At 61.1% G+C, this 25,098-nt stretch carries 27 protein-coding genes; 13 read left to right on the top strand and 14 right to left on the bottom strand.

Annotation, left to right across the window (positions count from 1 at the left end):
* Nucleotides 1-25 precede the first annotated feature (25 nt).
* The 4 genes from M0654_RS10130 to M0654_RS10145 form a co-directional block, all read right to left on the bottom strand.
* A complete protein-coding gene (locus M0654_RS10130) occupies nucleotides 26-1,585 on the bottom strand; it encodes a hybrid sensor histidine kinase/response regulator (RefSeq protein ID WP_248682982.1) in 1,560 nt (519 codons plus the stop codon).
* A gap of 267 nt (nucleotides 1,586-1,852) precedes the next feature.
* Nucleotides 1,853-2,356 (bottom strand): signal peptidase II, encoded by a 504-nt coding sequence (gene lspA, locus M0654_RS10135; protein ID WP_248682983.1) that lies wholly within the window; start codon nucleotides 2,354-2,356, stop codon nucleotides 1,853-1,855.
* Nucleotides 2,353-3,213, bottom strand: a complete 861-nt coding sequence (locus M0654_RS10140; RefSeq protein ID WP_248682984.1) for a TrmH family RNA methyltransferase — start codon at nucleotides 3,211-3,213, stop codon at nucleotides 2,353-2,355. Before M0654_RS10140 ends, lspA begins: the two co-directional genes overlap by 4 nt.
* Nucleotides 3,210-4,268: a class I SAM-dependent methyltransferase gene (locus M0654_RS10145; RefSeq protein ID WP_248683064.1), complete on the bottom strand. Its 1,059-nt coding sequence runs from the start codon at nucleotides 4,266-4,268 to the stop codon at nucleotides 3,210-3,212. Before M0654_RS10145 ends, M0654_RS10140 begins: the two co-directional genes overlap by 4 nt.
* A gap of 249 nt (nucleotides 4,269-4,517) precedes the next feature.
* On the opposite strand from M0654_RS10145, the gene M0654_RS10150 reads away from it, so the two are divergent.
* A complete protein-coding gene (locus M0654_RS10150) occupies nucleotides 4,518-4,973 on the top strand; it encodes an SRPBCC family protein (RefSeq protein WP_248682985.1) in 456 nt (151 codons plus the stop codon).
* 4 nt (nucleotides 4,974-4,977) lie between these two features.
* On the opposite strand, the gene M0654_RS10155 is transcribed toward M0654_RS10150, so the two are convergent.
* The 3 genes from M0654_RS10155 to sppA all read right to left on the bottom strand — a co-directional run bounded on the left by M0654_RS10155 (nucleotide 4,978) and on the right by sppA (nucleotide 6,728).
* The gene (locus M0654_RS10155) at nucleotides 4,978-5,313 is read right to left on the bottom strand and encodes a lipopolysaccharide assembly protein LapA domain-containing protein (RefSeq protein WP_248682986.1); all 336 of its coding nucleotides are present in this window, start codon (nucleotides 5,311-5,313) and stop codon (nucleotides 4,978-4,980) included.
* Nucleotides 5,314-5,445: 132 nt separating this feature from the next.
* Nucleotides 5,446-5,769 (bottom strand): integration host factor subunit beta, encoded by a 324-nt coding sequence (locus M0654_RS10160; protein WP_313791078.1) that lies wholly within the window; start codon nucleotides 5,767-5,769, stop codon nucleotides 5,446-5,448.
* A gap of 2 nt (nucleotides 5,770-5,771) precedes the next feature.
* Nucleotides 5,772-6,728: a signal peptide peptidase SppA gene (gene sppA / locus M0654_RS10165; protein ID WP_248682988.1), complete on the bottom strand. Its 957-nt coding sequence runs from the start codon at nucleotides 6,726-6,728 to the stop codon at nucleotides 5,772-5,774.
* A 195-nt stretch (nucleotides 6,729-6,923) separates the two neighbouring features.
* Between sppA and lptC the strand changes: the two genes are divergently transcribed.
* From lptC to ptsN, 6 genes are all read left to right on the top strand, one after another.
* On the top strand, nucleotides 6,924-7,592 hold the full coding sequence (gene lptC / locus M0654_RS10170) for an LPS export ABC transporter periplasmic protein LptC (protein WP_248682989.1): 669 nt from the start codon (nucleotides 6,924-6,926) through the stop codon (nucleotides 7,590-7,592).
* Between the two features lie 10 nt (nucleotides 7,593-7,602).
* Complete coding sequence (locus M0654_RS10175) at nucleotides 7,603-8,175, top strand: LptA/OstA family protein (RefSeq protein WP_248682990.1); 573 nt, start codon at nucleotides 7,603-7,605, stop codon at nucleotides 8,173-8,175.
* 36 nt (nucleotides 8,176-8,211) lie between these two features.
* Nucleotides 8,212-8,994 (top strand): LPS export ABC transporter ATP-binding protein, encoded by a 783-nt coding sequence (gene lptB, locus M0654_RS10180; RefSeq protein WP_118851392.1) that lies wholly within the window; start codon nucleotides 8,212-8,214, stop codon nucleotides 8,992-8,994.
* 161 nt (nucleotides 8,995-9,155) lie between these two features.
* Nucleotides 9,156-10,712, top strand: coding sequence for an RNA polymerase factor sigma-54 (gene rpoN, locus M0654_RS10185; RefSeq protein ID WP_248682991.1), 1,557 nt, complete (start codon nucleotides 9,156-9,158; stop codon nucleotides 10,710-10,712).
* Between the two features lie 243 nt (nucleotides 10,713-10,955).
* The gene (gene hpf, locus M0654_RS10190; RefSeq protein WP_118848519.1) at nucleotides 10,956-11,534 is read left to right on the top strand and encodes a ribosome hibernation-promoting factor, HPF/YfiA family; all 579 of its coding nucleotides are present in this window, start codon (nucleotides 10,956-10,958) and stop codon (nucleotides 11,532-11,534) included.
* A gap of 81 nt (nucleotides 11,535-11,615) precedes the next feature.
* On the top strand, nucleotides 11,616-12,080 hold the full coding sequence (gene ptsN, locus M0654_RS10195) for a PTS IIA-like nitrogen regulatory protein PtsN (protein ID WP_118848518.1): 465 nt from the start codon (nucleotides 11,616-11,618) through the stop codon (nucleotides 12,078-12,080).
* 122 nt (nucleotides 12,081-12,202) lie between these two features.
* On the opposite strand, the gene grpE is transcribed toward ptsN, so the two are convergent.
* Together grpE and hrcA are read right to left on the bottom strand one after the other, a co-directional pair.
* Nucleotides 12,203-12,868, bottom strand: a complete 666-nt coding sequence (gene grpE / locus M0654_RS10200; protein WP_248682992.1) for a nucleotide exchange factor GrpE — start codon at nucleotides 12,866-12,868, stop codon at nucleotides 12,203-12,205.
* Between the two features lie 133 nt (nucleotides 12,869-13,001).
* Nucleotides 13,002-14,081 carry a heat-inducible transcriptional repressor HrcA gene (hrcA, locus tag M0654_RS10205; RefSeq protein WP_248682993.1) on the bottom strand — a complete coding sequence of 360 codons (1,080 nt, stop codon included), beginning with the start codon at nucleotides 14,079-14,081 and terminating at the stop codon, nucleotides 13,002-13,004.
* Nucleotides 14,082-14,242: 161 nt separating this feature from the next.
* On the opposite strand from hrcA, the gene rph reads away from it, so the two are divergent.
* Genes rph through hemW form a run of 4 tightly spaced genes read left to right on the top strand, consistent with a single transcriptional unit; the run spans nucleotide 14,243 to nucleotide 17,221 of the window.
* Nucleotides 14,243-14,959: a ribonuclease PH gene (rph, locus tag M0654_RS10210; RefSeq protein ID WP_248682994.1), complete on the top strand. Its 717-nt coding sequence runs from the start codon at nucleotides 14,243-14,245 to the stop codon at nucleotides 14,957-14,959.
* Between the two features lie 16 nt (nucleotides 14,960-14,975).
* The gene (locus tag M0654_RS10215; RefSeq protein ID WP_248682995.1) at nucleotides 14,976-15,383 is read left to right on the top strand and encodes a VOC family protein; all 408 of its coding nucleotides are present in this window, start codon (nucleotides 14,976-14,978) and stop codon (nucleotides 15,381-15,383) included.
* A gap of 7 nt (nucleotides 15,384-15,390) precedes the next feature.
* Nucleotides 15,391-16,035 carry an RdgB/HAM1 family non-canonical purine NTP pyrophosphatase gene (rdgB, locus tag M0654_RS10220; protein WP_118848513.1) on the top strand — a complete coding sequence of 215 codons (645 nt, stop codon included), beginning with the start codon at nucleotides 15,391-15,393 and terminating at the stop codon, nucleotides 16,033-16,035.
* Between the two features lie 7 nt (nucleotides 16,036-16,042).
* A complete protein-coding gene (hemW, locus tag M0654_RS10225; RefSeq protein ID WP_248682996.1) occupies nucleotides 16,043-17,221 on the top strand; it encodes a radical SAM family heme chaperone HemW in 1,179 nt (392 codons plus the stop codon).
* 12 nt (nucleotides 17,222-17,233) lie between these two features.
* On the opposite strand, the gene M0654_RS10230 is transcribed toward hemW, so the two are convergent.
* From M0654_RS10230 to mutM, 5 genes are all read right to left on the bottom strand, one after another.
* Nucleotides 17,234-17,851 carry a LysE family translocator gene (locus tag M0654_RS10230; protein ID WP_248682997.1) on the bottom strand — a complete coding sequence of 206 codons (618 nt, stop codon included), beginning with the start codon at nucleotides 17,849-17,851 and terminating at the stop codon, nucleotides 17,234-17,236.
* Between the two features lie 145 nt (nucleotides 17,852-17,996).
* On the bottom strand, nucleotides 17,997-19,565 hold the full coding sequence (dnaA, locus tag M0654_RS10235) for a chromosomal replication initiator protein DnaA (RefSeq protein ID WP_248682998.1): 1,569 nt from the start codon (nucleotides 19,563-19,565) through the stop codon (nucleotides 17,997-17,999).
* 850 nt (nucleotides 19,566-20,415) lie between these two features.
* Nucleotides 20,416-20,682: a 30S ribosomal protein S20 gene (gene rpsT, locus M0654_RS10240; RefSeq protein WP_118851391.1), complete on the bottom strand. Its 267-nt coding sequence runs from the start codon at nucleotides 20,680-20,682 to the stop codon at nucleotides 20,416-20,418.
* A 180-nt stretch (nucleotides 20,683-20,862) separates the two neighbouring features.
* The gene (locus M0654_RS10245; protein ID WP_248682999.1) at nucleotides 20,863-21,636 is read right to left on the bottom strand and encodes an enoyl-CoA hydratase; all 774 of its coding nucleotides are present in this window, start codon (nucleotides 21,634-21,636) and stop codon (nucleotides 20,863-20,865) included.
* Nucleotides 21,637-21,654: 18 nt separating this feature from the next.
* On the bottom strand, nucleotides 21,655-22,533 hold the full coding sequence (mutM, locus tag M0654_RS10250) for a bifunctional DNA-formamidopyrimidine glycosylase/DNA-(apurinic or apyrimidinic site) lyase (protein WP_248683000.1): 879 nt from the start codon (nucleotides 22,531-22,533) through the stop codon (nucleotides 21,655-21,657).
* A 163-nt stretch (nucleotides 22,534-22,696) separates the two neighbouring features.
* On the opposite strand from mutM, the gene ubiE reads away from it, so the two are divergent.
* Together ubiE and ubiB are read left to right on the top strand one after the other, a co-directional pair.
* The gene (gene ubiE / locus M0654_RS10255) at nucleotides 22,697-23,476 is read left to right on the top strand and encodes a bifunctional demethylmenaquinone methyltransferase/2-methoxy-6-polyprenyl-1,4-benzoquinol methylase UbiE (protein ID WP_248683001.1); all 780 of its coding nucleotides are present in this window, start codon (nucleotides 22,697-22,699) and stop codon (nucleotides 23,474-23,476) included.
* A 4-nt stretch (nucleotides 23,477-23,480) separates the two neighbouring features.
* The gene (gene ubiB / locus M0654_RS10260; RefSeq protein ID WP_248683002.1) at nucleotides 23,481-25,043 is read left to right on the top strand and encodes a 2-polyprenylphenol 6-hydroxylase; all 1,563 of its coding nucleotides are present in this window, start codon (nucleotides 23,481-23,483) and stop codon (nucleotides 25,041-25,043) included.
* Nucleotides 25,044-25,098: the final 55 nt, after the last annotated feature.

Raw genomic sequence — 25,098 nt, forward strand, 5'->3', positions numbered from 1 at the left:
ACAATAGGTCCCGCCATCCAATCCGTCAATGTGACTGCTGTTGCCGGTGGAAGAGGTGCAAGGCCTCAATCTCCTGCAGGAGCCGTGTCGGGTCTACGGGTTTTTCGAGAACCATGCGGGCACCCATGCGCAGAGCCTCGCGCTTGAGATCCTCGTTGCTGTCACCGGTGAGAACAATCACCGGCAGCGAGGCGGTGTGGCTCCGCTCGCACATCGCCGAGAAGAGATCTCCAAGCTCGCCGCCTGGCATATGCATGTCGGACAGGATGAGATCGGGAACGGCCACTTCGTCGGTTACGGCTTCGACCAGCGCCGCAAAGTCGTCGCAGCGATGCACCCGATGGCCAGCCTTCGTCAGCGTTGCGCGCAGAAGCAGGGCGTTCACCGGGTCATCCTCGCCAAGCAGGATGTCGAGGCTGCGCTTTGCCGGTGCGGTCGCCGCCAGTTCAACCTGCGAGGTGACACTTTCCTGCAGCGCATCCTTGGTCCGGAAGCCACGCATGCGGCCGCTCAAAACGTCGATCAGTGACTTTTCCCGAAGCGGGCGGATCAACCAGGCATCGAAGAAGTCCTGCGGCTGGGAGGCCCGCTCTTCCGGATTAACGAGCAGGATCCGGTGAAGCGGGGCATGCGCCTTCTCGTTGGCATAGTCCGAAGCGAGCCGATGATCGACGATCAGGTCGGTATAGGGAACCGGGCCGGCCGCAGCGCGATCGATCAATGCCTGAGCCTCGGCGGTGCCAGAGACATGCCGGCATCGGCCGCCCAGCGTCTCGATCGTCGCAACGGTTGCCTTGGCCGCGGGGCCTTCGGGCGCCAGAAGCAGGACCCGCGAATTGGCAAGCAGCCGGTTGCGTTCGATCAGGCCTGCCTGCGCGGCTTCTGCAAGCCGCAGCGGGAAGCGGATCGTAAACGTGCTGCCGGAGCCGCGGGTGCTTGCAACCGAAAGCGAGCCGCCGAATTCGGCCAGGATGCGCGACGCAATGCCGAGGCCAAGGCCCGAACCGCCGCTACGAGTTTCCGCGCTGCCTGCCTGTTCGAACTCGCCGAAGACCTTCTGCTGGTCCTCGTGCGTCATGCCCGGGCCGGTATCGACAACTGCAATGGTGACGTCGGCACCTTCTGGCTTCTCCTCAAGGAAAACGTGAACAAGCACGCCACCTTCGCTGGTGAACTTCACCGCATTGCCGATGACGTTGAACAGCACCTGGCGGATACGGGCCGGATCGAAATCGAGCAGGTCCGGTACGTCGGCCGCAACCGTGGCCGCGATCTCGATGCGCTTTTCATGTGCTCGTGGCGCCAACATCTCAACGACGCTTTCGATGGTCTGGCGCAGGTTCTCGGCGCGGTTGTTCAGGCGGAAGCGCCCGGCCTCCAGCGTCGAATAGTCGAGCAGGTCCTCGACAAGCTGGGCCAGCGCGTGGCCGGACTGGCGAATGCCGCTCAGGTAATTCTGCTGCTCGGCCGTCAGCTTCGTCTGGCCCAGAAGATGGGTCATGCCGAGGATGCCGTTCAACGGCGTGCGGATTTCGTGAACGACGGTGGCGATCTGGCGAGCCTTGGCTGCACCGGCCGTTTCCACTTGATGGGGATCGCGTCCCTTGCGTCGGCGCCAAGCGGCGAGCCGGGAAAAGAGACCGCCGAAAGGGCCCGAAGGTGGCGTTTGTTCGGAGCTTATTGGGCGCAGTTGATGGGGCGGGACAAACCGCTCCGGCGGGGACTCATTGTCCTCGTCCCTCACCGACAAGGAGAAGGCTTTGGCAATGCGCTCGTGGATGTCAGCAATATCCCGCATGTGCCCAGACTAGCGCGGGTTCTTTGCAGATCCTTGGAGCAATCCGATAAAATTCTAATGATCGGCGGGATTCTGCTTGTCCTTCGGGCTGACCAGTTCGTCGAGGATCACAAGCCCCGCGCCGACGGTGATGAAGCTGTCTGCGAGGTTGAAGACAGCAAACGACCAGGTCGCTGTATGGAACAGGATGTAGTCGATCACATGACCGTAGGCAAAACCGTCGATGAGATTGCCGATCGCGCCTGCGATAATCAGCATGAAGCCGCCATGTGCGAAAGCACGATCGTTCGGGGTGCGCCGCCAGAGCCAGATCACGAAGGCGATGATGATGACCCGCATGCCGACAATGAACTCGCGCTCCATGCCAGACAGGAGCGAGAAGGCAACGCCGAGGTTATAGGTGCGGTAAAGCGCCAGGAAGGGCATCACCGGCACCGCTTCGTGCATAGGAAGATAATTCTCCACCGCCAGCTTGATGGCCTGGTCGAGAAGGACCGCAACGACGATCACGATCACCGCCGTCAGCGGGCGCGACAGGAAGGCAGCGCGTGCTGTCATTTCGTCTCATCCAGGCTGAGGAGATGGCGCCGCGCCTCAAACAGCATTACCGCTGTTGCGACAGCAAGATTGAGCGAATCCGCCCTTCCCTGCTGGGGGATGCGAACCGTGCGGTCGGCCGCATTGGCAAGAACATCCGGCAGGCCGGATCGCTCGTTGCCCATCAGCACGATGGTCGGCTTTTTCTTGTAGTCCACGGTGCGGTAGTCGACGGCACCGGCAAGATGCGTCGCAACGACCTGCGCGCCGGACCGCTTCTGCCAGGCAAGGAACTCATCCACGCTGCATTTCACGACAGGCATGGCGAAGACCGAGCCCATCGTCGCGCGCACCGTTTCCAGCGAGAAGGGGTCGGTCGATTCCCCCACGAGGATGACGGCCGAGGCCCCAGCCGCATCGGCAGTGCGGATGATCGTGCCGAGATTGCCCGGATCGCGAACCCGGTCCAGTGCAACGAGAGTTTCGTTCTGGCTGGGTTTGAGGTCATCGAGCCGCTTCCAGCGCTGCTCGAAAATCCCGACCACCATCTGCGGATTGTCGCGACGGGTGACGGAGGAAAGAACCTTTTCACTCACCTCCAGAACCAGGCCGCCATGTGCAACGGTCTTGGCGGCAACCTGCTCGACCAGCGGCTTGCCCTTGGCAGCCTTGGCGTAAACAAGGGTGCGGATCGACCAGCCAAGCTCCAGCGCGTCGATGACGAGCTTCAAGCCTTCGGCCATGAAGGTACCGCTTTCCTCGCGGTCCTTCTTGTTGGTCAGCGCCTTGATGTCCTTGATGATCGGATTTGCGAGGGAGGTGACTTCCTTCACCTGCCCGACCCGGCGTGCGCCCGGTTTCTGGTAATGATCTGTCATGCCGGCACCCAACGACTGAAAAGGGATGTGGAAAGCGCGCGGCCATGGTCCTTGCCCTCAAGGCCTGCCTCGCGGATGACGAGCTCGCCGGACTCGACGACGCCGCCGGCGCCGCGCATGGTCTCGCGCATCAACTCATGGATCGAATAGAAGCTCGCCCGGATCGAATAAGCCGTCAGCACAAGGCCCACCGCCTTCTCCGACAGAAGCTGGCGGCAAATGTCGAGCATCAGCGGCAGGTGGTCGAAGAGATGCCAGACTTCACCATTCGGACCGCGGCCGAACTTCGGCGGGTCAGTCAGGATGATGTCATACGTGTTGCCTCGGCGCTCCTCGCGCAGGATGAACTTCATCGCATCCTCGCAGATCCAGCGGATAGGCGCCTTGTCCAGACGTGCAAGCGACTGGTTTTCGCGGGCCCAGCCAATCGCCTTCTTGGATGCATCCACATGGGTGACTTCGGCACCGGCCGCGGCAGCAACCAGCGAGGCGACACCGGTATAACCAAACAGGTTCAGCACCTTCAGCGGCCGTTTGGCATCTTCAACCTGCTTCTTCATCCATTCCCAATGGACGATCTGCTCCGGGAAAACGCCGACATGGCGAAAGGCGGTAAAGCGGCCAAGGAAATCGACGTCGAGCAGCGAGAGCGGCCAGGTTTCGCCGAGCGCCTGCTTGGGAAACCGCCAGCGGCCCATGCCATCCTCGTCGGTGTCACCCGTGAAGACGGCATCCGCGTTTTCCCAGACATGCGCCGGCAGGGCCGGCCGCCACAGCGCCTGGGCTTCCGGACGGACAATCCGGTAAGGGCCGTATTGCTCGAGCTTCAACGCGTTGCCGCTGTCGATGAGGTGGAAATCACCGGCGCCTGCCGATTCCAGGATCACCGGGACGCGTTCGGGCGGGCGATCACCGGCGCGGGTAAGAAGCGGTCGGGTTTCTGCCGCCGGCACGGCAGCAGGGCGCTGCGCCTTGTCTGCAACCGGCTTGCTCTCGGATTTAGGACCCGGCCTGCCGCCTTGGCTGTAGGCGCGCGGCGCAGACTTGGGCGACATGGGTCTTGCAGCCTTGGCTGCGCCACGCTGCGTGCGCTGCGCCGCTGCGGGCTCACCCTTTTTCCCCGGTCGCCTTTCCTTGTTCTTCAATGCCTGTATCCGCTCGATTGTCGTTTGCGCCAGCAGATAACACTTGCCGCCGCATTCTCAAAGCCGCCCTGCCCGGCACGGCTCGGTTTTCTTGCGCCCCTTGGCAAAGAACGTCCTGCTTGCAATATGATCCCTGTCGTTCGGATGGAGGAGCATCACATGGACATGGACGGGGAAGAGCGGATCGCCGCACCGAGAGACGTGGTTTGGGCGGCGTTGAACGATCCGGAGGTCCTTCGCCAGTGTATTCCGGGCTGCCAGAGCCTGGAGATGAAGTCGCCGACGGAACTGACGGCGGCGGTGAAGCTGAAGATTGGTCCGGTATCTGCCAATTTCACCGGTGACGTGACGCTGTCGGACGTCAATCCCCCCGAAAGCTACACGATCTCGGGCGAAGGCAAGGGTGGGATCGCAGGTTTCGCCAAGGGCTCAGCGCAGGTCAATCTGGTCGAGGATGGGGCTGAAACCCTGCTTCGATACAATGCCAAGGCGCAGGTAGGCGGCAAGCTTGCCCAGCTTGGCTCGCGGCTGATCGATTCCTCTTCGCAGAAGCTCGCCAAGCAGTTCTTTTCGGATTTCAACGCCGCAGTCGTAGCGAAATACGGCGCCGCCTGAGTGGCTACTTCGCCGGCAGCCGTGACGGTGTCGCGGCGCCGGACACCACAGTCTTGTGCTCGTTCTGCCACTTCACCGCTTCACGTGCCTCGACGCGCGCCTGGCGGCGATGTTTGCCTTGACCAACCCAGGTCACGCACCAGCCGATCAACAGGCCAAGCAGGACCGCAAGGAAGAGGAACAGGAAGAATGGTGCCGTCACCGACAGCACGCTGTCTTCCGGACGGAAAGGATTGAGTGCCAGCGTCACCGGCTGACGGTTTGCGACGGCAAGTACCACCAGAACGATGCCGAGCGGCACGAAAACCACCAGGCTGGCAATCCTCTTGAACTTGTTCATGGCATTCTCCTGCAACGCATCGTCAAAGCACAGCCGTCCTGGCATCTGTTGCAGGATAGGTGCGGCCCGATTGGTTTCAAGCCTTCAGGCCGCGTGTTCGGCATCACTATCCGTATGCCGGGCCGGAAAGAATCAATCGTCCTCCTCGGCCAGACCCGGGTTCAGCCGCTCGCGCAGCTCCTTGCCGGTCTTGAAGAATGGCACCCACTTTTCTTCAACAAAGACGCTTTCGCCGGTGCGCGGATTGCGGCCCGAACGTGAGGGCCGGTTCTTTACCGAAAAGGCACCGAAACCTCGCAGCTCGACGCGGTTTCCAGCTGCAAGGGCATCGGTGATCTCGTCGAGAACCGCGTTGACGATGTTCTCGACGTCGCGGTGGTAGAGGTGCGGATTGCGAGCGGCGACGATCTGCACCAATTCTGATTTGATCACGGTTGCCCCCTGAAAAAACTGGATATTCAGCCGCGGCTAACCTGCCAAACCGAGACAAGACCGTCAAGGAACAACTTCTCGGCGCCGAAGCTGCGCAACACATCCGGGGCGATAAGCTGGTCCATGCCGGTGAGCTTCAGCAGTGTCGCCATGGCGCTTGCGAACCAGAAGGGCGAAGACGAACCCTTGTCCTTCCAGTCCACCACGGGAAGATCCTTCGAGACCCCGCGCGACTCGAGGTAGGCGCGAATATCGTCGTCGTCGCCCAGCTGGTCGACAAGCTTGACGCCAAGCGCCTGGCGTCCGGTAAAGATCGAGCCGTCCGCGAGCTTCAACACCTCGTCGCGCGGCATGTTGCGGCGTTCGGCAACGAGATCGACGAACCAAGCATAGCTGTCCATGACCATGTTGCGGATCATCGACTTGGCTTCCTCGCTTGCCGGATGGAAGGGTGATGGCTCGGCCTTCAGCGGTGCCGATTTGATCTCCTCAAGCGAGACACCGATCTTCTTCATCACCTCATCGACCTGCGGATACTGGAAGATGACGCCGATGGAGCCGGTAATCGAGCTTTCGCCGGCAACGATCTGGTCTCCAGCCGTCGCGACCATATAGCCTGCGGATGCTGCCAGCGTGCGGATGTCGGAGACGACGGGCTTCTTTTCCGCCACGTCGCGGATCGCCTTGAAGATGCGCTCGCCGCCATAGGTCGTGCCGCCCGGCGACGAGATCGACACGATCAACGCCTTCGCCTGGCTGCTTTCCTTGATGCGTTCAAGCCGCTCGAGCAGTTCCTTGTTGTCGGTAATCATGCCGGTGATTTCGATGCGCGCCACATGCGGCACTGCAGAGCCTGCGCCGCCACCTCCGGCGACCTGGTAAAGCGCAAAGCCGATCCCCACGAGGAAGATCAGCGCGACCACCCGCCAAAAGCTCAGCTTCCGGCGCAGGCTGCGCCGATCTGCGATTGCCAATTGATCCATGCAAGGGCCCTTCAGAAGCTTGTGTCGGTTGCTAGATAGGGTCTCTAGCCGGTTTTACAGGCACGTTCATCACGTTTTTATGTTGTCCGTTATTGTTTGTTGATGGATATAAACCATATGACGGACAACGCCGACCTGGAGAGCCGGGTTTGCTTGATGATGCCCGGCTGCCGGGCAAGAGGACGCCCAGCCTTCATGCTGCAACAGATCCGAAAAACTGCTGGTTTCGCTATGGCGATCGGACCCGATGCGGATGCTTATCAGGCAGCGCTTGCCCATTCGGCACTGGTGCGCAAACTGAAGATCCTGCTGCCGATCGTGGCTGCGTTGATTTCTGCGGCGTTCATTGGCGTGTCGATCATCCGCGCCTACCTGCCTGAAAACCTGTCGATCGAGAATGCCCGCATCGAGAACGGCAAGATCGTCATGGAGCGCCCGGCCATCTCCGGCCGCAACAGTGATGGCATCAGCTATTCGATGACCGCGACGCGCGCGTTGCAGGACATCGAAAACCCGAACATGATCACGCTGGAAGACGTGAAGGCTGCGGTGCCCGTCAATGACGACGTCATTGCCCGCGTGACCGCCATGGCCGCCGACTTCGATCGCGGCACCGACAACCTCAACCTTACGCATCCCTTCAACGTCAATCTGTCGAACGGCATCACCGCGCGTTTTCAGTCTGCGCACCTCGATATCGACGGCGGCGTCATGGAAACCCCGGACCACGTCGATATATCGATGAAGGAAGGTTCCATTGTTGCAGACTCCTTAAAGATAACGGATAAGGGGCGCATCATCACATTCAAAGGACAGGTTCGCCTTCATCTCGACCCTGCCACCATTCGCAACCAAGGCAACTAGAGCCCGGCCCATGACCCATCGCCGCTTTCTTTCCCGGAATACCGCAGTTCTGATCGCGGCAGGCATGGTTTCCTGCCTTGGCATTGTGACCGCCCCTTCCATGGCTCACGCCCAGTCGACCACGCAGATGGAAGGCTTGAAGCTTTCCGGCGACCAGCCGATACAGATCGGCAGCGACCAGCTGGAAATCCGTGAGCAGGAGAAGAAGGCGTTCTTCACCGGCAACGTCCAGGTGGTGCAGGGCAACACCACGATGAAGGCCGGCAAGATGACCGTGCTCTATACCGGTGAAGGTGGCGGCTCGGTGACCTCCGGCAATGCCAATATCGACAAGATCTTCCTCGACGACACCGTGTTCCTGACGTCGGGCACGCAGCAGGCAACCGCGGACAAGGGCGAGTTCGACATGGCCTCGCAGACCTTCATCCTGTCCGGCAAGCAGGTCGTGCTGTCGGAAGGACCCAATGTCTTCAAGGGGTGCAAGCTGACGGTGCAGATGGCGACCGGCCAGGCAAAGCTCGATCCATGCGGTGGCGGGCGCGTCGAGATCATGCTCGACCCGAAGTCGCGCCCGAAGCAGTAACAGACCAGCAACGTGAAAATACCGTTCCTTTCCAGTCTGTCGGCCAGGAAGCCGGCCGCTCCCGAGCCTTTCGTGGCACGCGACAAAGCGCGCTACGAGGGGACGCTCGTGGCGCACGGACTTTCCAAGACCTACGACACACGGCGCGTCGTCAACGGCGTGTCGCTCGTCGTGCGTCGCGGCGAGGCTGTTGGCCTTCTGGGACCGAACGGTGCGGGCAAGACCACCTGTTTCTACATGATCACCGGGCTTGTTCCGGTTGACGAAGGCATGATTGCAATCAACGGCAACGAAGTGACGCGGATGCCGATGTATCGGCGCGCCCGGCTTGGCGTGGGTTACCTGCCCCAGGAAGCCTCGATCTTTCGCGGACTGACAGTTGAAGACAATATTCGCGCGGTCCTCGAAGTGCACGAGCCGGACAAGGACAAGCGCGAGCGCAAGCTGGATGAACTGCTGGAAGAGTTCCACATCAGCCAGCTGCGCAAGTCGGCGGCCGTTGCCCTCTCCGGCGGTGAAAGACGCCGCCTCGAAATCGCTCGCGCCTTGGCGACCGATCCCGCCTTCATGCTGCTCGACGAGCCCTTTGCCGGCGTCGACCCGATCTCGGTTTCCGACATTCAGAACCTTGTACGTCACCTGACGGCGCGCGGCATCGGCGTCCTGATCACCGACCACAACGTGCGCGAAACGCTTGGCCTCATCGACCGGGCCTACATTATCCACGCGGGCGAAGTACTCACCCATGGCCGGGCGAACGATATCGTCAACAATCCAGACGTACGCCGGCTCTACCTGGGCGACAAATTCAGCCTCTGACGAGGGCGCAAGAAGTTTACCTTTTGCCCGCGCATCGCTTGACCAAACCCCTCAAAAAAGCAATTCTCGTGCCAAGTGAAGTTGGGGCCTCAGGGGCTGGTCCTGACGTCGGGGTCATCTCGCTTTGAGATGACGGGGGTTTTGAAGGTTTCGCGTTCGATATGGCTTTATCCGCCAGTCTTTTCCTGAAGCAGACGCAGTCGCTGGTGATGACGCCCCAGCTGATGCAGTCGATCCAGCTTCTGCAGATGACCCATCTCGAGCTCAACCAGTTCATCGCGCAGGAAGTCGAAAAGAACCCGCTGCTCGAATTGGCATCCGGCGAGGCCGATAGCGGCGCGGAAACAGGCGCCGAGAGAGAGGCCGACTACGCCGGCGTGCATAGCGCGGACGCGGCCGATGCTCCCGAAACATCCCGCGATGACTGGAACGGCAACTCCGCCACGGCCGAACGGCTCGGCGAAGGTCTGGATACCGGATACGACAACGTCTTTCCGGATGATGGACCGGCACCACGTGCGGATGCACCGGAACTGCGCGGGCAGTGGAAGTCCATGCCGGGCGGCGGCGAGGCGGGCGACGATTACGATCTTGAAGACTTCGTGGCAGGCCAGACCACACTGCGCGATCACCTGAACCAGCAGGTGCCATTCCTGCTGACGAAAGCCGCCGACCGGCTGGTCGCCCAGGTACTGGTCGATCAGCTGGATGAAGCCGGTTACCTGCAGGGAGACCTCGATGAGGTTGCCAGCCGTCTCGGCAAGAGCATGGCCGAGGTGGAAGCCATTCTTGCCTCCTTGCAAACGCTTGACCCGCCCGGCGTCTTCGCCCGAACTTTAAGCGAGTGCCTTGCCATCCAGCTTCGGCAGCGCGACCGGCTCGATCCGGCCATGGATGCGCTCGTCCGCAACCTCGAACTGCTCGCCAAACGCGACTTTGCCTCGCTCAGAAAAATCTGCGGCGTCGATGACGAAGACCTGCTCGACATGCTGTCGGAAATCCGCAAGCTGAACCCGAAGCCGGGTGCCGGCTTTGAAAGCGGCGTTTCCGAAACCATTGCACCCGATATCGTGGTGCGCCCGGCGGCCGATGGGAGCTGGATCGTCGACCTCAACCCCGACACACTGCCGCGGGTCCTGGTCAACCAGAGCTATTACCAGACAGTCTCCAAGACCTGCCGCAAGAACAGTGAAGACCACACCTTCCTGTCGGAATGCATGCAGAACGCCAGTTGGCTCACCCGCAGCCTCGACCAGCGCGCAAAGACCATCATGAAGGTGGCGACCGAGATCGTCCGCCAGCAGGACGCTTTCCTTGTGCATGGCGTTGACCATCTGCGGCCGCTGAACCTGAAGACGGTGGCGGAAGCCATCAAGATGCATGAATCGACCGTAAGCCGCGTCACCTCCAACAAGTACATGCTGACGCCGCGCGGGCTGTTCGAGCTCAAATACTTCTTCACCGTATCCATCGGCTCGGCAGAGGAAGGCGGCGACAACCATTCCGCCGAGGCCGTTCGCCACCGGATCCGGCAGCTGATTGCCCAGGAAACACCGGATGCAGTGCTTTCCGACGACGACATCGTCATCAGCCTCAAGAAGGGCGGCGTCGATCTTGCCCGCCGCACCGTCGCGAAATACCGTGAGGCGATGAACATCCCCTCCTCCGTCCAGCGACGTCGTGAAAAGCGGGCGCTGGCAAAGGTGGCGGCCTTCTGAAGTAACGCCATCGTCCAACGTGGTTTAGCGGTCGTTAATTTTCCGCGTCCTTGCAGTTGTTGACATTTCGTGAAGGCGGCATTAGAAGCCCGCCGCAACAGCACGGGTACCGGACACAGCAATCCTCCCAACCCATCAGGAACGAACGCAGCTATTTCACCTTGTGGCGAGCGAAGAGCTTGGATGAGGCGGCGGCTTGGCGTAGACTGGAACACGCAAGTCACGACAAGAAGGAAGAACTCCATGAGTGTGCGTGTATCCGGTAAACATATGGAAATTGGTGACTCGTTCCGTCAAAAGATCGAGGACCACATCGGAGAAGCGGTAACAAAATACTTCGACGGGGGGTATTCTAGCCAAGTCGTCGTGGTCAAATCGGGATCACGATTTTCTGCCGACTGCAAAGTACATCTCGATACTGGGATCGTTTTGCACGCTGCAGGAGAGGCAAACGACCCCCAGGGCAGCTTTGATGCCGCAGCTGAGCGGATCGAAAAGCGGCTTCGCCGCTACAAGCGCCGCCTGAAGGACCATCACGCCGGTAACACGCAAGCAAATGGCTCGGCCGAAGTGGCCTATACGGTTATGGACGGCGTACCGGATGAAGCAGACGAAGTGCCGGAGGATTTCGCGCCGACGATTGTGGCCGAAAGCTCCAGGCCGCTGAAGACCATGTCGGTGGCAAGTGCCGTGATGGCGCTTGATATGACCGATGAACCTGTTCTGCTTTTCCGCAGCCCCGGCAAGGAGCAGCTGAACATCGTTTACCGCCGCCCTGACGGCAATATTGGCTGGATCGACTCCGCCAATATCAAGAACTGAGAGATCTACCGGAAAGCGTCGGTAACGGCGCTTTCTATTCGCCTGAGGCGCAAGCCCTTGCGGCACGAAGGATGATGAGAAATGGCTTTGGCAGATTTGCTGCAGCAAGATGCAATTATTCCTGCCCTTAAAGTGAATTCCAAAAAGCAACTCCTGCAGGAACTGGCGGCCAAGGCCTCCAAGCTGACAGGCGTTGCCGAACGGGAAATCTTTGACGTGATCCTGCAGCGGGAACGGCTCGGCTCGACTGGCGTCGGCCATGGCATTGCCATTCCGCATGGCAAGCTGAGCAGCATCACGTCCATCAAGGGGATCTTTGCGCGCCTTGAGGCGCCGGTCGATTTTGAAGCGCTGGACGACGAACCCGTCGACCTCGTATTCCTGCTGCTGGCACCGGAGGGTGCTGGTGCCGACCACCTGAAGGCCCTGTCGCGCATTGCCCGCGTGCTGCGCGACCAGGAACTGGTTGCCAAGCTGCGCAAGACCGACTCCGCCTCGGCCATCTATGCCTTCCTCAACGAGGAACAGGCAAACCACGCGGCTTAAAAGCCGCCTCTAAGTTTTCGTGGGGACGAAACGGAACCGCCCGGCAGCTGGAAAAGCGCCGGGCGGTTTTGTATTTCCATTGGCAGCCCTGGTCTCAGAGGCCGCCGCTATTCATGCGATGATCAGTTCTGCTGTTCGCCGGCAGCTTCCTGCGCAGGCGCCGCATCGGCCTTCGGGCCGCCCTTGGCAACGCCGACCATGGCAGGACGCAGCACACGCTCACCAATGGTGAAGCCTGCCTGGACGACCTGGACCACCGTGTTGTTCGGCACGTTCGGGTTCGGGATCTCGAACATGGCCTGGTGGAAGTTCGGATCGAACTTCTGGTTTTCAGCCTCGATCTTCTTCACGCCGTGACGCTCGAGCGCCGAGAGCATGGAGCGCTCGGTCATCTCCACGCCTTCAAGCAGCGCCTGAAGCGTTGCATCGGCGCCTTCGCGGTTTTCGGCCGGAACGGCATCAAGCGCGCGACGAAGGTTGTCGGAAACGGCGAGCATGTCGCGGGCGAAACCGGCAATCGCATAGGACTTGGCATCCTTCACGTCGCGTTCGGTGCGGCGACGCAGGTTGTCCATTTCAGCGGCCAGCCGCAGGAAGCGGTCGCGCAGGTCGTTGTTTTCGTTCTTCAGCACTTCAATCGGATCGGGCTCGTTCGGTGCAGCCTGCGCGGCGGCGGCCGCCTCGGCGGCATGACGCTCCGCCGCTTCCTCAAGAGCAGACGCCACGGCTTCCGCCGTATTTTCGGCGGCAGTTGCGTCAGGTCCGTTCTTCTTGGTTTCGTCGGTCATGACGGTCTCCGGTTATTGCTTGGGGTGTATCAGGGGGCCGTGCGGCCTGCCGCTGGATTGTGCCCGATATCGAGGTTTAGGTCGAAAAAATCAAGGCTTTGGAAAAACTTGGGAAAGTGTTGCGGCTGCGCGCCTAGCGCGACAGCCTGGCCAGGAGCTGGGCGGTATAGTCCACCATCGGCACGATCCGCGAATAATTGAGCCGTGTCGGGCCGATAACACCAACGGCACCCACAATACGCTCCTCGCCATCGCGATAAGGGGCGACAATCAGCGACGAGCCGGACAAGGAGAAGAGCTTGTTCTCCGAGCCAATGAAGATCCGCACGCCCGGGCCTTTTTCAGCGAGATCCAGGATTTCGATCAGGCTGTCCTTCTTTTCGAGGTCGTCGAACAGCAGGCGCAGGCGATCGAGATCGGCCGTGTCTTCCAATCCCTGCAGGAGATTGGCTCGGCCGCGCACGATGAGCTGGCTCGGCTTGCCATCCTCCGCATCGCCCGACCAGACTGCCAAGCCTCGTTCTACAAGATCCTGGGAGAGCGCATAAAGCTCGCCCTGCACCTTGTCCTTGAGCTGCGCCAGTTCGCTGCGCAGTTCCACCAGCGTCTGGCCGGCAAGATGCGCATTGAGGAAATTGGCTGCTTCCGTCAGCTGCGACGAGGTCACGCCCGCCGGCAGCTCGATGATACGGTTTTCGACCTGGTTATGGTCGCCGACCAGCACCGCAAGCGCCTTGGTGGGCTCCAGCCGGATGAACTCCACATGCTTCAGCACCGGATCGCTCTTGGCCGTGATGACGATGCCGGCCCCACGCGACACGCCCGACAACATCAGGCTCGCTTCGGCCATCAGGCTCTCGAGCGGTTGGTCACGGTTGGCTGGCCGGATCTGCCGGTCGATGCTGGCGCGGTCGTCTTCCGAAAGGCTGCCGACCTGCATGAAGGCATCAACGAAGAAACGCAGCCCAGTCTGGGTGGGCAGGCGGCCGGCGCTGATATGCGGCGAATAGATAAGCCCAAGCTCCTCCAGGTCGCTCATGACATTGCGAACAGAGGCCGGAGAAAGCGACATCGGCAGGAGGCGCGACAGGTTGCGGGAACCCAGCGGCTCTCCCGTTTCCAGATAGCTTTCCACAATGCGTCGGAAAATTTCCCGCGAACGATCGTCCAGTACAGAGCCGGTGTCCCTGCCCGTCGGTGCCGAAAACGCCATTTACTTCCTTCACCTACCAATCATGCGTGGGTGAAAATATAATCATTCCAATCGTCCAGCAAAAGGGGAAACCAACGCTTCCTCGCCCTCATCCGGAGGCTTTCCCTTTGCAAATGACCCGCCAGCGCCTTAGAAGGCTGCAAAAGCGATAGGAGTAGGGCATGCGGCCTTCAGGCAGACAGTTGAACCAGATGCGCAAGGTTTCATTCGAGCGCAATTTCTCCAAGCATGCGGAAGGCTCCTGCCTCGTCAAGTTCGGCGACACGCACGTGCTGTGCACCGCAAGCCTTGAAGAAAAGACACCGCCGTGGCTGCGCAATTCCGGCAAGGGTTGGGTAACGGCCGAATACGGCATGCTGCCGCGCGCCACCGGCGACCGGATGAAGCGGGAAGCGGCTGCCGGCAAGCAGGGCGGACGCACCCAGGAAATCCAGCGCCTGATTGGGCGATCGCTTCGTGCGGTGGTGGACCTGGAAGCGCTTGGCGAAAAGCAGATCACTGTGGACTGTGACGTCATCCAGGCTGATGGCGGCACACGTACCGCCTCCATCACCGGCGGCTGGATTGCCCTATACGATTGCCTGAAGTGGATGGAAGCCCGCTCGATGATCAAGGTCGAGAAGGTGCTGAAGGACCATGTTGCAGCGATTTCCTGTGGTATCTTCGCCAACCAGCCGGTGATCGACCTTGATTACTTGGAAGACTCGGCAGCTGAAACCGACGCGAACTTTGTCATGACCGGTTCCGGCGGCATTGTTGAAATCCAGGGAACAGCCGAAGGCGCCCCCTTCAGCCAGGAGGAATTCCTGAAGCTCCTGGCGCTCGCCCAGGACGGCACCCAGGAACTGGTGGCGCTGCAGAAGCAGGCCATCGCCTGAAACGACGGAGGGGCCCTTGATCGACGGCATTCTTGAAACTGCGCTTTATGCGGCTGACCTTGATGCCGCCGAAGCCTTCTACGGCGGCATCCTCGGGCTTGAAAAAGTGCTGCGGGCGGGAGAACGACATGTCTTCTTCCGCTGCGGCAACAGCATCCTGCTGATCTTCAATCCGGCGGAGACGATCAAGCCTTCTCCAGTCGATGGCCTGCCGGTTCCAGCGCATGGCGCCACCGGCCCCGGCCACGCCTGCTTCCGGATGAGCGGCGAGGCAATTGACAGGATGGTCGAAAAGCTGAACAAGGCGGGCATCGCGATCGAAAGCGACTTCCGCTGGTCGAACGGCGCGCGCTCGATCTATTTCCGCGATCCGGCCGGCAACAGCCTGGAATGCGCTGAGCCCAAACTCTGGAATCTCGAATAGGACCGTCATGCGAAAGCTCGACACGAAAACCATTGTCGTTGCCAGCCACAATGCTGGCAAGATCCGCGAGATTGCCGAACTTATCGCGCCTTTCGGCTTCTCGGCGAAATCTGCCGCCGACCTGAAGTTCGAGGAGCCCGATGAAACGGGCACGACATTCGAGGAGAATGCCGCAATCAAGGCGCTCGCCTCTGCCAAGGCATCCGGCCTGCCGGCGCTGTCGGATGACAGCGGCATCGTCATTGACGCGTTAGATGGCGCTCCGGGTGTCTACACGGCCAACTGGGCCGAGCGCGAAGACGGCAGCCGTGACTTTGCCATGGCGATGGAAAAGGTGGAGAAGGCGCTGCAAGACAAAGGCGCCACGACGCCGGAACAGCGCAGCTGCCGTTTCGTCAGCGTGCTCTGCCTTGCCTGGCCAGATGGACACACCGAGCTCTTCCGCGGCGAGGTCGAAGGCACGGTCGTCTGGCCGCCGCGCGGCACCGATGGTTTTGGCTACGATCCCATCTTTCAGCCACAGGGCTTCGATACTACATTCGGGGAAATGAGCAGCGATCAGAAGCACGGCTGGAAGCCGGGCGACGCCCAGGCCCTGTCGCACCGGGCGCGCGCCTTCAAGCGCTTCGTCGAGACCTGCCTGGAAACGTGAGCCCAACTTGAACCCTGCTGCCCCTCTCCTGCCCGATACCGGTGAACCCGGCTTCGGGGTTTACGTGCATTGGCCCTTTTGTGCGGCCAAATGCCCGTATTGTGACTTCAACAGCCACGTCCGACATCAACCGGTCGACCAGCCGCGCTTTACCGCCGCATTCCTGAGGGAAATGGAGGTGATGCGGCAGTTGAGCGGGCCAAAGACCGTAACCAGCATCTTCCTTGGCGGCGGAACGCCCTCGCTGATGGATCCCGCCACGGTGGCCGCGATCCTCGACGGCATCTCCAGCTATTGGCACGTTCCGGATGGCATCGAGATCACCATGGAGGCCAACCCGTCCAGCGTCGAGGCAACCCGCTTTCGCGGCTACCGCTCAGCCGGCGTCAATCGTGTGTCGCTCGGCGTCCAGGCGCTCAATGACACCGACCTGCGGTTCCTCGGGCGCCTGCACGACGTGGCGGACGCCCTGAAGGCAATCGGGTTGGCGCGCGAGATCTTTCCGCGCATGAGCTTCGACCTCATCTATGCGCGCCCCGGCCAGACGGTGGAGGCATGGGAAGCCGAGCTGAAGCAGGCAATCTCCTACGCAGTCGACCACCTTTCGCTCTACCAGCTGACGATCGAGGAGGGCACGCCCTTCTTCGGCCTGCACAAGGCGGGCAAGTTGATCGTTCCCGATGGGGATCAATCCGCATTGCTTTATGAGGCAACACAGGAAATCACCGAAGCGCATGGCATGCCGGCCTACGAGGTCTCCAACCATGCAAAACCGGGTGCTGAAAGCCGCCACAACCTCACCTACTGGCGTTATGGCGATTATGCCGGTATCGGCCCCGGCGCGCATGGCCGGCTGACGCGCGGCCGCAACAAGATCGCCACCGCCACGGAGCGCCGCCCGGAAACCTGGCTAGAACAGGTGGAGAGTATCGGCCACGGCATGCTCGACCAGGAGATCCTCGACGACGAGGAGCAGGCCGATGAACTGCTGCTGATGGGCCTTCGCCTGCGCGAAGGCGTCGATCTGGCGCGCTGGCAGCAGCTTTCCCGTCGCGACCCGGACCCGGTGCGCGAGGAACGGCTGCTCGAGCACGGCTTTATCGAGCGGCTTGGCAATTCCCGTCTCCGCTGCACGCCGTCCGGCATGCTGATCCTGGACGCGGTTGTCGCAGATCTCGCCTGCTGACGCTTTCGCGCCTCACCGGTGCGACAGAAGCAGCCTGGTGCCGAAACCGACAAACACCATTCCGACACCAAGGTCGATCTTCTTCTTCGCCTTGAGATAGGCAGCCGCGACCCTGCGGTGGGTGATGAGCCCTATCAGCACCGTGTAATAGATGGTCGAGACGGATATCATCACGGCGATTGCCGCCAGCCCGTACAGGAACGGCGTGCCGGCCGGCATGGTGGCGGCAAACAGCGAGGCGACAAACAGCGCCGTTTTTGGATTTGCGAGATTGGTGGCAAGCCCCATGCGGTAGGCTGTCTTCAGCGAGATATCCGCCCTCACCGCATCAAGATCGGCCGTCTGGCGGGCCTTGCGCACATCCATGAATATCTTGAAGCCGAGCCAGACCAGGTAGGCGCCGCCAACGATCTTCAGCGCGAGATAGGCAAAGGGTGCAGCCTGGAAGAGGGCGTTGATGCCGAGCCAGCCGGCAAGGCCCCAGCAGAGCGTGCCGGTAATGGTGCCGCAGGCGCCGAGGATGGCGACCTGGCGCGGCGCCGTCAGCGCATACCGCATGATGAGCAGCGTATTCGGCCCCGGCGTGACGCAGGCCACCGCCCAGATCATTGCGACTGACAGAAGAAACATGGTGTGGCCCCGAACGCGTCCATCGCGTTCATGAGCCTGCGCCAGTCGCCGGTCAAGGAGATTCCATTGCGGCGACCGGTGGCGTTGGGGCTACCACCACCGTCCGAAAAGCATTGTGCCGCCTCGAAGGGCGGCACAAGCGGTATCAGGCGTTGTTTTCGTTGATGAGCCGCTTCAGCAGCTCGATCTCGTGGCTGAGCTTGTTGTCGCCCGAGATCAGTTCTTCGATCTTGCGCACCGCATGTAGGACCGTGGTGTGATCGCGGCCACCGAACCGACGGCCGATCTCCGGGAAGGAGCGCGGCGTCATGGTCTTCGACAGATACATCGCCACCTGGCGCGGCTTGACGATGACGCGGGTGCGACGGTTCGACACCAGTTCCTGGCGCGATACGTTGTAGTGGCGGGCAACAATGCGCTGGATGTCTTCGATGCGCACCCGCCGGGCTTCACCGGCACCCACGAGGTGCGCCAGAAGCTCGTCGACGCGTTCGATCGTGAGGTTCGGTTCAAACGAGCGGCGGAACAGGAGCTGGTTGAAGGCGCCTTCCAGCTCGCGGCCGCTTGCCGTTACGCTGCGGGCCACGTGATTGAGGATTTCCGCCGGAATGTCGAGCGACGGATCTTCCTGGCGTGCGGCTTCCAGACGGCCTTTCAGCATCTCGAGGCGCATTTCGTAATCGGGCGCTTCCACCTCGATGGCGACACCGCCCTGGAGGCGCGAGCGAACACGCGGATCAAGCGATTCCAGCTCCCACGGCGCGCGGTCGGCAGCAACCACGACCTGCTTGGCGCTGTCGAGCAGCATGTTGAGCAGGTGACAGAACTCGTTCTGGATCATCTTGCCCTGCAGGAACTGCATGTCGTCGATGATCAGCAGGTCGATGTTGCGCAGCGAGTCCTTCAGGGTCAGGGCGTCGTTGTCGCGGATGGCGGTCGCAAACCGCCACATGAAATATTCGGCCGTCAGGTAGACGACGCGCGGCATGCGGTCGCTGGCAACCGCCGCGTTGGCGATCGCCTGCAGCAAGTGCGTCTTGCCGAGGCCGACACCCGAATGGATGAAGAGCGGGTTGAAGCGCACGGCGCCTGCACCGGCTTCCGCTATGGTCTTGGCGGCGGCAAGTGCCACGCGGTTGGACGAGCCTTCAATAAAGGTGTCGAAGGTGAAGCGGGTGTCGAGCGGCGAGCCGAACAGCGGGCTCGGCGCCTGCTGCGAGCGAACGGGCGTGGATGCGGCGGTCGGGAATACGGCGATCTTGCCGATTTCGCGCGGCGCGTTCGGCGTGCGGCTTGCCGTCGGCGTGCTGGTCGGTTCGGATCCGGCGGCGCGATCTTCGGTCGCGGCCGAGGCACGCGGCCCACGACTTGCGCTGCGCACCAGGATCTCGACCTTCAGGATCTCAGGGTCTTCCGCCTGGAGAATGGTGGTGATGAGCTCGAGATAGCGGTTGTTGATCCAGGACTTCAAGAACGTCGTCGGAACCGTCAGGCGAACGACACTTTTCGAAACCGAATGAAGCTTGAGCCGTCCAAACCAGCTTGCATAAACGTCCTGACCAACTTGAGCCTTCAGACGTGCACTGAACCGCTCAAAAAGCGCATCATGCTTCATTTCGGATGTTTCCCCTGCCGCTTCGGAGCACACTGAATCGAATGCCTGCCGCGCGTGGTCCCCATTACCTGCACGGGCCGGTACGGTAGTCACTTGCATTGGTCGCCGCCTTCCACATTTTCATTGCGTCTGGCGGACACTGTTGTCGCCGCCAGAACAAACCTCGACTGAGGCGGGCAGAGCTTCCACTCATTGGTCACCCTGCCACCCTTCTCTCTGATCATTTTACCCTCAGGTGCCTCGTTGCACCTGAAAGCACATCCGGCTGCCTCGTTCGCCTGCCGGATCCACGGAAGCCACTCCGCGTTTTGCAGAAGAACCCATCCTCGTCATGGGCCTTCCGCCTTCTTCATCCCTCCTAAGCCGCTGCTCACCTGCGTGAACCTCGCATAATCCATCGATCTCCGGAAATGCCCCATTTCCGAATTGCAACCCCTGGTTATCTGGGAGACGGGTAAGAAAGCCCGTGACAAGAAGCAGAAAGTATCCGCCCCGTCCGGTAAGGACGGGCCATCGACAGCTTTCTGAGTAGACCCCTGCGCCTCTTGCTGAAAAGCATTTAGGCAGGATCGAAAGCTGAGATCAATGGTGAATTTTCCGCAAAATCACACGTCGGGCGTTGACTCTTGGGACGTCATTTAAATGACGCAAACAGGGGGTTGGAGAATCGCTGTTGAATCAATGGGATTCAAAAATGACAGATGTTCGGCGGGCTTTTTCACAGGAAAAATAAAAATTTCCTTGACTCGTTTTGAGAGCATCGGCCGCGCCCAAAACCTTCCAACCAGCGCCGCCACCTTCGACAAGCCATTGGAAATGTTCAGCTATTGCTGTCACCTTGCCGACATGGTCGATCAGGCAGGATGGTTAAGAATATTCGAATTTAGGCAGAATCAGAAAAAGCCCGGCACGCGGCCAGGCTCCTTCATGAAATCAATTGTGTCGCTGATTAGGCCGACAGAGCCTTCACGCGAGCAGCCAAGCGAGACACCTTCCGGGACGCCGTGTTGCGGTGAAGAACGCCCTTGGTCGCAGCGCGCTGGATTTCCGGCTGAGCGACCTTCAGAGCTTCGGCTGCTACACCGATATCGCCCGATGCAATCGCTTCCTCAACCTTGCGGATGAAGCCGCGAACGCGCGAACGGCGAGCCTTGTTGACTGCGGTACGGCGAGCGATCTTGCGGGTCGCCTTTTTCGCCGAAGTTGTATTGGCCATTGATGCCTCTCTACGAATTCGAACCAAAACTCCGCCGTTGCCGCGCCGGTCCTGCGACCATCGATCCAGCAATTTGGGAGCAATAGAGGAAGCCGTGATCAGGCTTTCCCAACTGTGGGCGGGCATATAGCTGGAATACCCGCTCCAGTCAACGCGCAATTTGCAGCAAAGCGCCGGTTCTCAGCGGTTGGAGAAGCTCGGTTTGCGCTTTTCGACGAATGCCGCCATGCCTTCCTTCTGATCGGCGGTGGCAAACAGCGAGTGAAACAGGCGGCGCTCGAAACGCAAACCTTCGCCAAGCGTGGTCTCGAACGAGCGGGCAACCGCTTCCTTGCCCATCAGCACGGCCGCGCGCGGGAAGGAGGCAATCTTGGCCGCCGCTTCCACAGCCTCATCGATGAGACGCTCCGGTGCGACAATGCGCGACACCAGCCCCGCACGCTCGGCCTCGGCCGCATCCATCATCCGGCCGGTCAAAACGAGGTCCATGGCCTTGGCCTTGCCGACGGCGCGGGTGAGGCGCTGCGAACCGCCCATGCCGGGAATGACGCCAAGCGTGATTTCAGGCTGGCCGAACTTTGCCGTTTCGGAGGCAATGATGAAGTCGCACATCATGGCGAGCTCGCAGCCGCCGCCGAGCGCAAAGCCGGATACGGCCGCTATGACAGGCTTGCGGGTGGAGGCGATCGCCTCCCAGCCGGAGATGAAGTCGTTCACATAGGCATCAACGAAATCGAGCGACTGCATTTCCTTGATGTCGGCGCCTGCCGCGAAGGCCTTTTCCGAGCCCGTCAGAACAATTGCGCCAATCGCATCATCCTTGGCGAAGCCGGCGAAGGCATCGGTGAGTTCCGTCATGACGGTGGAGTTCAGCGCATTCAGCGCCTTTGGCCGGTTCAGCGTGACGATGGCAACGGCACCACGTGTTTCAGTCAGCAGGGTCTCGTAGCTCATGCGGATAAAACTCCTCTCCTATTTCTGGCAGCGGGGGCAAAAGAATGTCGAACGGCCCGCCTGGGTGATGCGGGCGACCGTACCGCCACATCCGGGCGTGCGGCAAGGCTTGCCTTCCTGGTCGTAGACGGAGAAGGAATGCTGGAAATAACCGAGCGATCCGTCCGTCTGGATGTGGTCGCGCAAGGACGAGCCGCCGGCGGCGATTGCATCGGCGATCACGTCGCGGATGGCATCCGTCAGCAGCAGCAGTTCCTTTTTCGGCCTGCCTGTCGGGGTGACGAGACTGCTGGCCGCACGCTTCGGTGACAGGTGCGAACGCCACAGCGCCTCGCAGACATAGATATTGCCGAGCCCGGCAATCACCGTCTGGTCAAGCAGCGCGCCCTTGAGCGGCTGCGTCTTGCCGGCAAACCGGGCGGCGAGATAGCCGGCGTCCAGCGCATTCCCGGTCGGCTCAGGCCCGAGCCCCGCAAAGGCAGGATAAAGATCAAGTTCGGAACGCTTCCACAGATGCATGAAGCCGAAACGGCGCGGATCATTGTAGATCACCCGCAGCGGCGCCCCCTCCCGTACCAGGTGAAACACGACATGGTCATGCTTGCCATCCTTGGAACGCGGGTAATGGAAGTCGCCCAACGTTTCGTCAGCGATGCGGAAGGAGCCGGACATGCCGAGATGGCTGATGATCGTCCGGTCGTCCTCAAGCTCGATCAGCAGATATTTGGCGCGCCGACCGAGCGAAACGATCCGCCGTGCCTCGACAGCAGAGGCAAAATTCTCGGGCAGCGGAAAACGCAGGTCGGGCCGATTGAGCTCCAGCTTTGCGATCACCGCGTTCTCCATGGCTGGAGCGAGGCCGCGCCGGACGGTTTCGACCTCTGGCAATTCCGGCATTGTCTACCTAACTTCCTGTTTCAACCGGCCCGGCCCTGCTCTATAGACCAGCCAAGGGCCACGCCATTGATGATGAGTGAGCCACAGATAGCGAGAACAGACCGGTTTCGCTATGGTCGACGCTGAGGCCAGCGCCATAAAAGAAGAGTTGAGGAGTTCATCGATGACCGAAGCCCGCCGCACCAGTGCCGAAGGCGGCATGGAAACCTCCTACGGCTTTCGTCAGGTCGCCGAGGACGAAAAGCAGGGACTGGTCAACGACGTCTTCCACAAGGTGGCCAAGCGCTACGACATCATGAACGACGTGATGTCGGCGGGCATGCACCGCGTGTGGAAGGATGCCATGATTGCGGCGCTCAACCCGCGCAAGGATGCCAACTACCGGACGCTGGACGTGGCGGGCGGCACCGGCGACATCGCTTTCCGCATCGTTGAAGCCTCGGACCGCAAGGCGCATACGACGGTGCTCGACATCAACGGCTCGATGCTGGAGGTGGGCGCAGAACGGGCGCGGAAGAAGAACCTCACGTCCAATCTCGATTTCGTCGAGGCGAATGCCGAGTCCCTGCCCTTCGAGGATAACTCTTTCGACGCCTATACGATTGCCTTCGGCATTCGCAACGTGCCGCATATCGACGTGGCGCTGAAGGAAGCATATCGGGTGCTCAAGCGCGGTGGCCGCCTTCTGGTGCTCGAGTTTTCGGAAGTCGAGATGCCGCTTCTGGAGCGCTTTTATGAAGAATGGTCGTTCAAGGCGATCCCGCGTTTCGGCAAGATGATCACCGGCGAGGCTGAACCCTATCAGTACCTGGTGGAATCGATCCGCAAGTTCCCGAACCAGGAGAATTTTGCGGCGATGATCCGCAATGCCGGGTTCTCGCGCGTGACCTATACCAACTATACGGGCGGCATCGCCGCGCTGCATTCCAGCTGGAAACTGTAAGCGGATGAGCACCATTGGCGCTTATTTCCGGCTTGCCCGGGTCGGCTGGGTTCTTGTGCGCGAGGGCGTGGTTTCCGCCCTTCCCACGCAGGACATGCCGCCGTCGATCGGCCTCCTCAAATCGCTTGTGGAGCCGCTGGCGCGCTTCCGGGCCAAGAAGCAGGCCCGCAGCGAACGCCTGACGCGGGCGGTGGACCGGCTTGGACCCTCCTACGTCAAGATCGGTCAGTTCCTGGCCACCCGGCCGGATGTCGTCGGTGTCGACTGGGCGGTGGATCTTGCACTCCTGCAGGACCGGATGGCGTTTTTCCCGACGCAGGCCGCCAAGGCCGCCATCGAAGCCTCGCTCGGCCGCCCGGTGACGGAGCTCTACACCTCCTTCTCCGAACCGATCGCGGCCGCCTCCATCGCCCAGGTGCATCCGGCCGAGGTGAACGGCAAGCGCGTGGCGGTGAAGGTTGTCCGGCCTGGCGTGCGCCAGCGTTTCGCCAATGATATCGAGAGCATGTATCTCCTGGCGCGCCTCCAGGAACGCTTCGTACGCTCCAGCCGTCGCCTGCGCCCGATCGAGGTGACGCGCACGCTCGAGCAGACCACCAAGATGGAGATGGACCTGCGGCTTGAAGCGGCAGCACTCTCCGAGATCGCCGAAAACACCAAGGAAGATCCCGGCTTCCGCGTGCCCCAGATCGACTGGGAGCGGACCGGCCGCGATGTCATCACCATGGAATGGATTGATGGCATCAAGATGAACAATGTCGAAGCCCTGCGGGCCGCGGGCTACGACCTTGAGAAGCTTGCCGAGGTGCTGATCCAGTCCTTCCTGCGGCACACGCTGCGCGACGGCTTCTTCCATGCCGACATGCATCCGGGCAACCTGTTCGTCGATCCGGCCGGAACCATCGTTGCCGTCGACATGGGCATCGTCGGGCGGCTCGGAAAGAAGGAACGGCGTTTCCTCGCCGAAATCCTGTTCGGCTTCATCACCCGCGACTACATGCGCGTGGCCGAGGTGCATTTTGAAGCCGGTTATGTGCCGGCACACCACGATGTCGCGGCCTTTGCGCAGGCGATCCGTGCGATTGGCGAGCCGATCCATGGCCAGCCGGCCGAAACCATCTCCATGGCGCGCCTGCTGGCGCTGCTGTTCGAGGTGACCGACCTCTTCGAGATGCAGACGCGACCAGAGCTGATCCTGCTGCAGAAGACCATGGTCGTGGTGGAGGGTGTGTCGCGCATGCTGAACCCGCGGTTCAACATGTGGAAGGCGGCGGAACCCGTGGTTGGCCAATGGATCCGCGACAACCTTGGTCCGAAGCGCGTGGTCTCCGACCTCAAGGATGGCGTCAAGGCGGCCGTGAAGCTCGCCGAGGCGCTGCCGGAAATCGCGACAAAGACCGAGACGCTGCACAAGGAGCTCGTTCACATGAGCCAGCATGGACTACGTTTCGATCCGCAGACGGCGGAAGCGATCGGCCGCGCCGAAGCGCGCCATACCCGCTCGGGCCGGATTGCACTCTGGATCATTGCCCTGTCGCTGCTCTACCTCGTCTTTGCCATCGGCTGATGCCGGTGGCTGGGGAAAGCCCCGAAGGCCCGGCCTTTATTCCGCCCGCTTCTTC

The organism is Neorhizobium turbinariae (genome assembly GCF_023223505.1).
Taxonomy (GTDB): Bacteria; Pseudomonadota; Alphaproteobacteria; order Rhizobiales; family Rhizobiaceae; genus Neorhizobium; species Neorhizobium turbinariae.

Excerpts from the sequence above, each read along its gene's own strand:
- M0654_RS10155 (WP_248682986.1), bottom strand. The coding sequence starts at position 5,313 with ATGAACAAGTTCAAGAGGATTGCCAGCCTGGTGGTTTTCGTGCCGCTC.
- M0654_RS10145 (WP_248683064.1), bottom strand. The coding sequence starts at position 4,268 with ATGTCGCCCAAGTCTGCGCCGCGCGCCTACAGCCAAGGCGGCAGGCCG.
- rdgB (WP_118848513.1), top strand. The coding sequence starts at position 15,391 with ATGCGAAAGCTCGACACGAAAACCATTGTCGTTGCCAGCCACAATGCT.
- grpE (WP_248682992.1), bottom strand. The coding sequence starts at position 12,868 with ATGACCGACGAAACCAAGAAGAACGGACCTGACGCAACTGCCGCCGAA.
- M0654_RS10230 (WP_248682997.1), bottom strand. The coding sequence starts at position 17,851 with ATGTTTCTTCTGTCAGTCGCAATGATCTGGGCGGTGGCCTGCGTCACG.
- rph (WP_248682994.1), top strand. The coding sequence starts at position 14,243 with ATGCGGCCTTCAGGCAGACAGTTGAACCAGATGCGCAAGGTTTCATTC.
- M0654_RS10150 (WP_248682985.1), top strand. The coding sequence starts at position 4,518 with ATGGACATGGACGGGGAAGAGCGGATCGCCGCACCGAGAGACGTGGTT.
- ubiE (WP_248683001.1), top strand. The coding sequence starts at position 22,697 with ATGACCGAAGCCCGCCGCACCAGTGCCGAAGGCGGCATGGAAACCTCC.
- rpoN (WP_248682991.1), top strand. The coding sequence starts at position 9,156 with ATGGCTTTATCCGCCAGTCTTTTCCTGAAGCAGACGCAGTCGCTGGTG.
- ptsN (WP_118848518.1), top strand. The coding sequence starts at position 11,616 with ATGGCTTTGGCAGATTTGCTGCAGCAAGATGCAATTATTCCTGCCCTT.
- mutM (WP_248683000.1), bottom strand. The coding sequence starts at position 22,533 with ATGCCGGAATTGCCAGAGGTCGAAACCGTCCGGCGCGGCCTCGCTCCA.
- dnaA (WP_248682998.1), bottom strand. The coding sequence starts at position 19,565 with ATGCAAGTGACTACCGTACCGGCCCGTGCAGGTAATGGGGACCACGCG.
- lspA (WP_248682983.1), bottom strand. The coding sequence starts at position 2,356 with ATGACAGCACGCGCTGCCTTCCTGTCGCGCCCGCTGACGGCGGTGATC.
- M0654_RS10140 (WP_248682984.1), bottom strand. The coding sequence starts at position 3,213 with ATGACAGATCATTACCAGAAACCGGGCGCACGCCGGGTCGGGCAGGTG.
- M0654_RS10245 (WP_248682999.1), bottom strand. The coding sequence starts at position 21,636 with ATGAGCTACGAGACCCTGCTGACTGAAACACGTGGTGCCGTTGCCATC.
- ubiB (WP_248683002.1), top strand. The coding sequence starts at position 23,481 with ATGAGCACCATTGGCGCTTATTTCCGGCTTGCCCGGGTCGGCTGGGTT.
- lptC (WP_248682989.1), top strand. The coding sequence starts at position 6,924 with ATGCTGCAACAGATCCGAAAAACTGCTGGTTTCGCTATGGCGATCGGA.
- M0654_RS10175 (WP_248682990.1), top strand. The coding sequence starts at position 7,603 with ATGACCCATCGCCGCTTTCTTTCCCGGAATACCGCAGTTCTGATCGCG.
- hpf (WP_118848519.1), top strand. The coding sequence starts at position 10,956 with ATGAGTGTGCGTGTATCCGGTAAACATATGGAAATTGGTGACTCGTTC.
- rpsT (WP_118851391.1), bottom strand. The coding sequence starts at position 20,682 with ATGGCCAATACAACTTCGGCGAAAAAGGCGACCCGCAAGATCGCTCGC.
- sppA (WP_248682988.1), bottom strand. The coding sequence starts at position 6,728 with ATGGATCAATTGGCAATCGCAGATCGGCGCAGCCTGCGCCGGAAGCTG.
- hrcA (WP_248682993.1), bottom strand. The coding sequence starts at position 14,081 with ATGGCGTTTTCGGCACCGACGGGCAGGGACACCGGCTCTGTACTGGAC.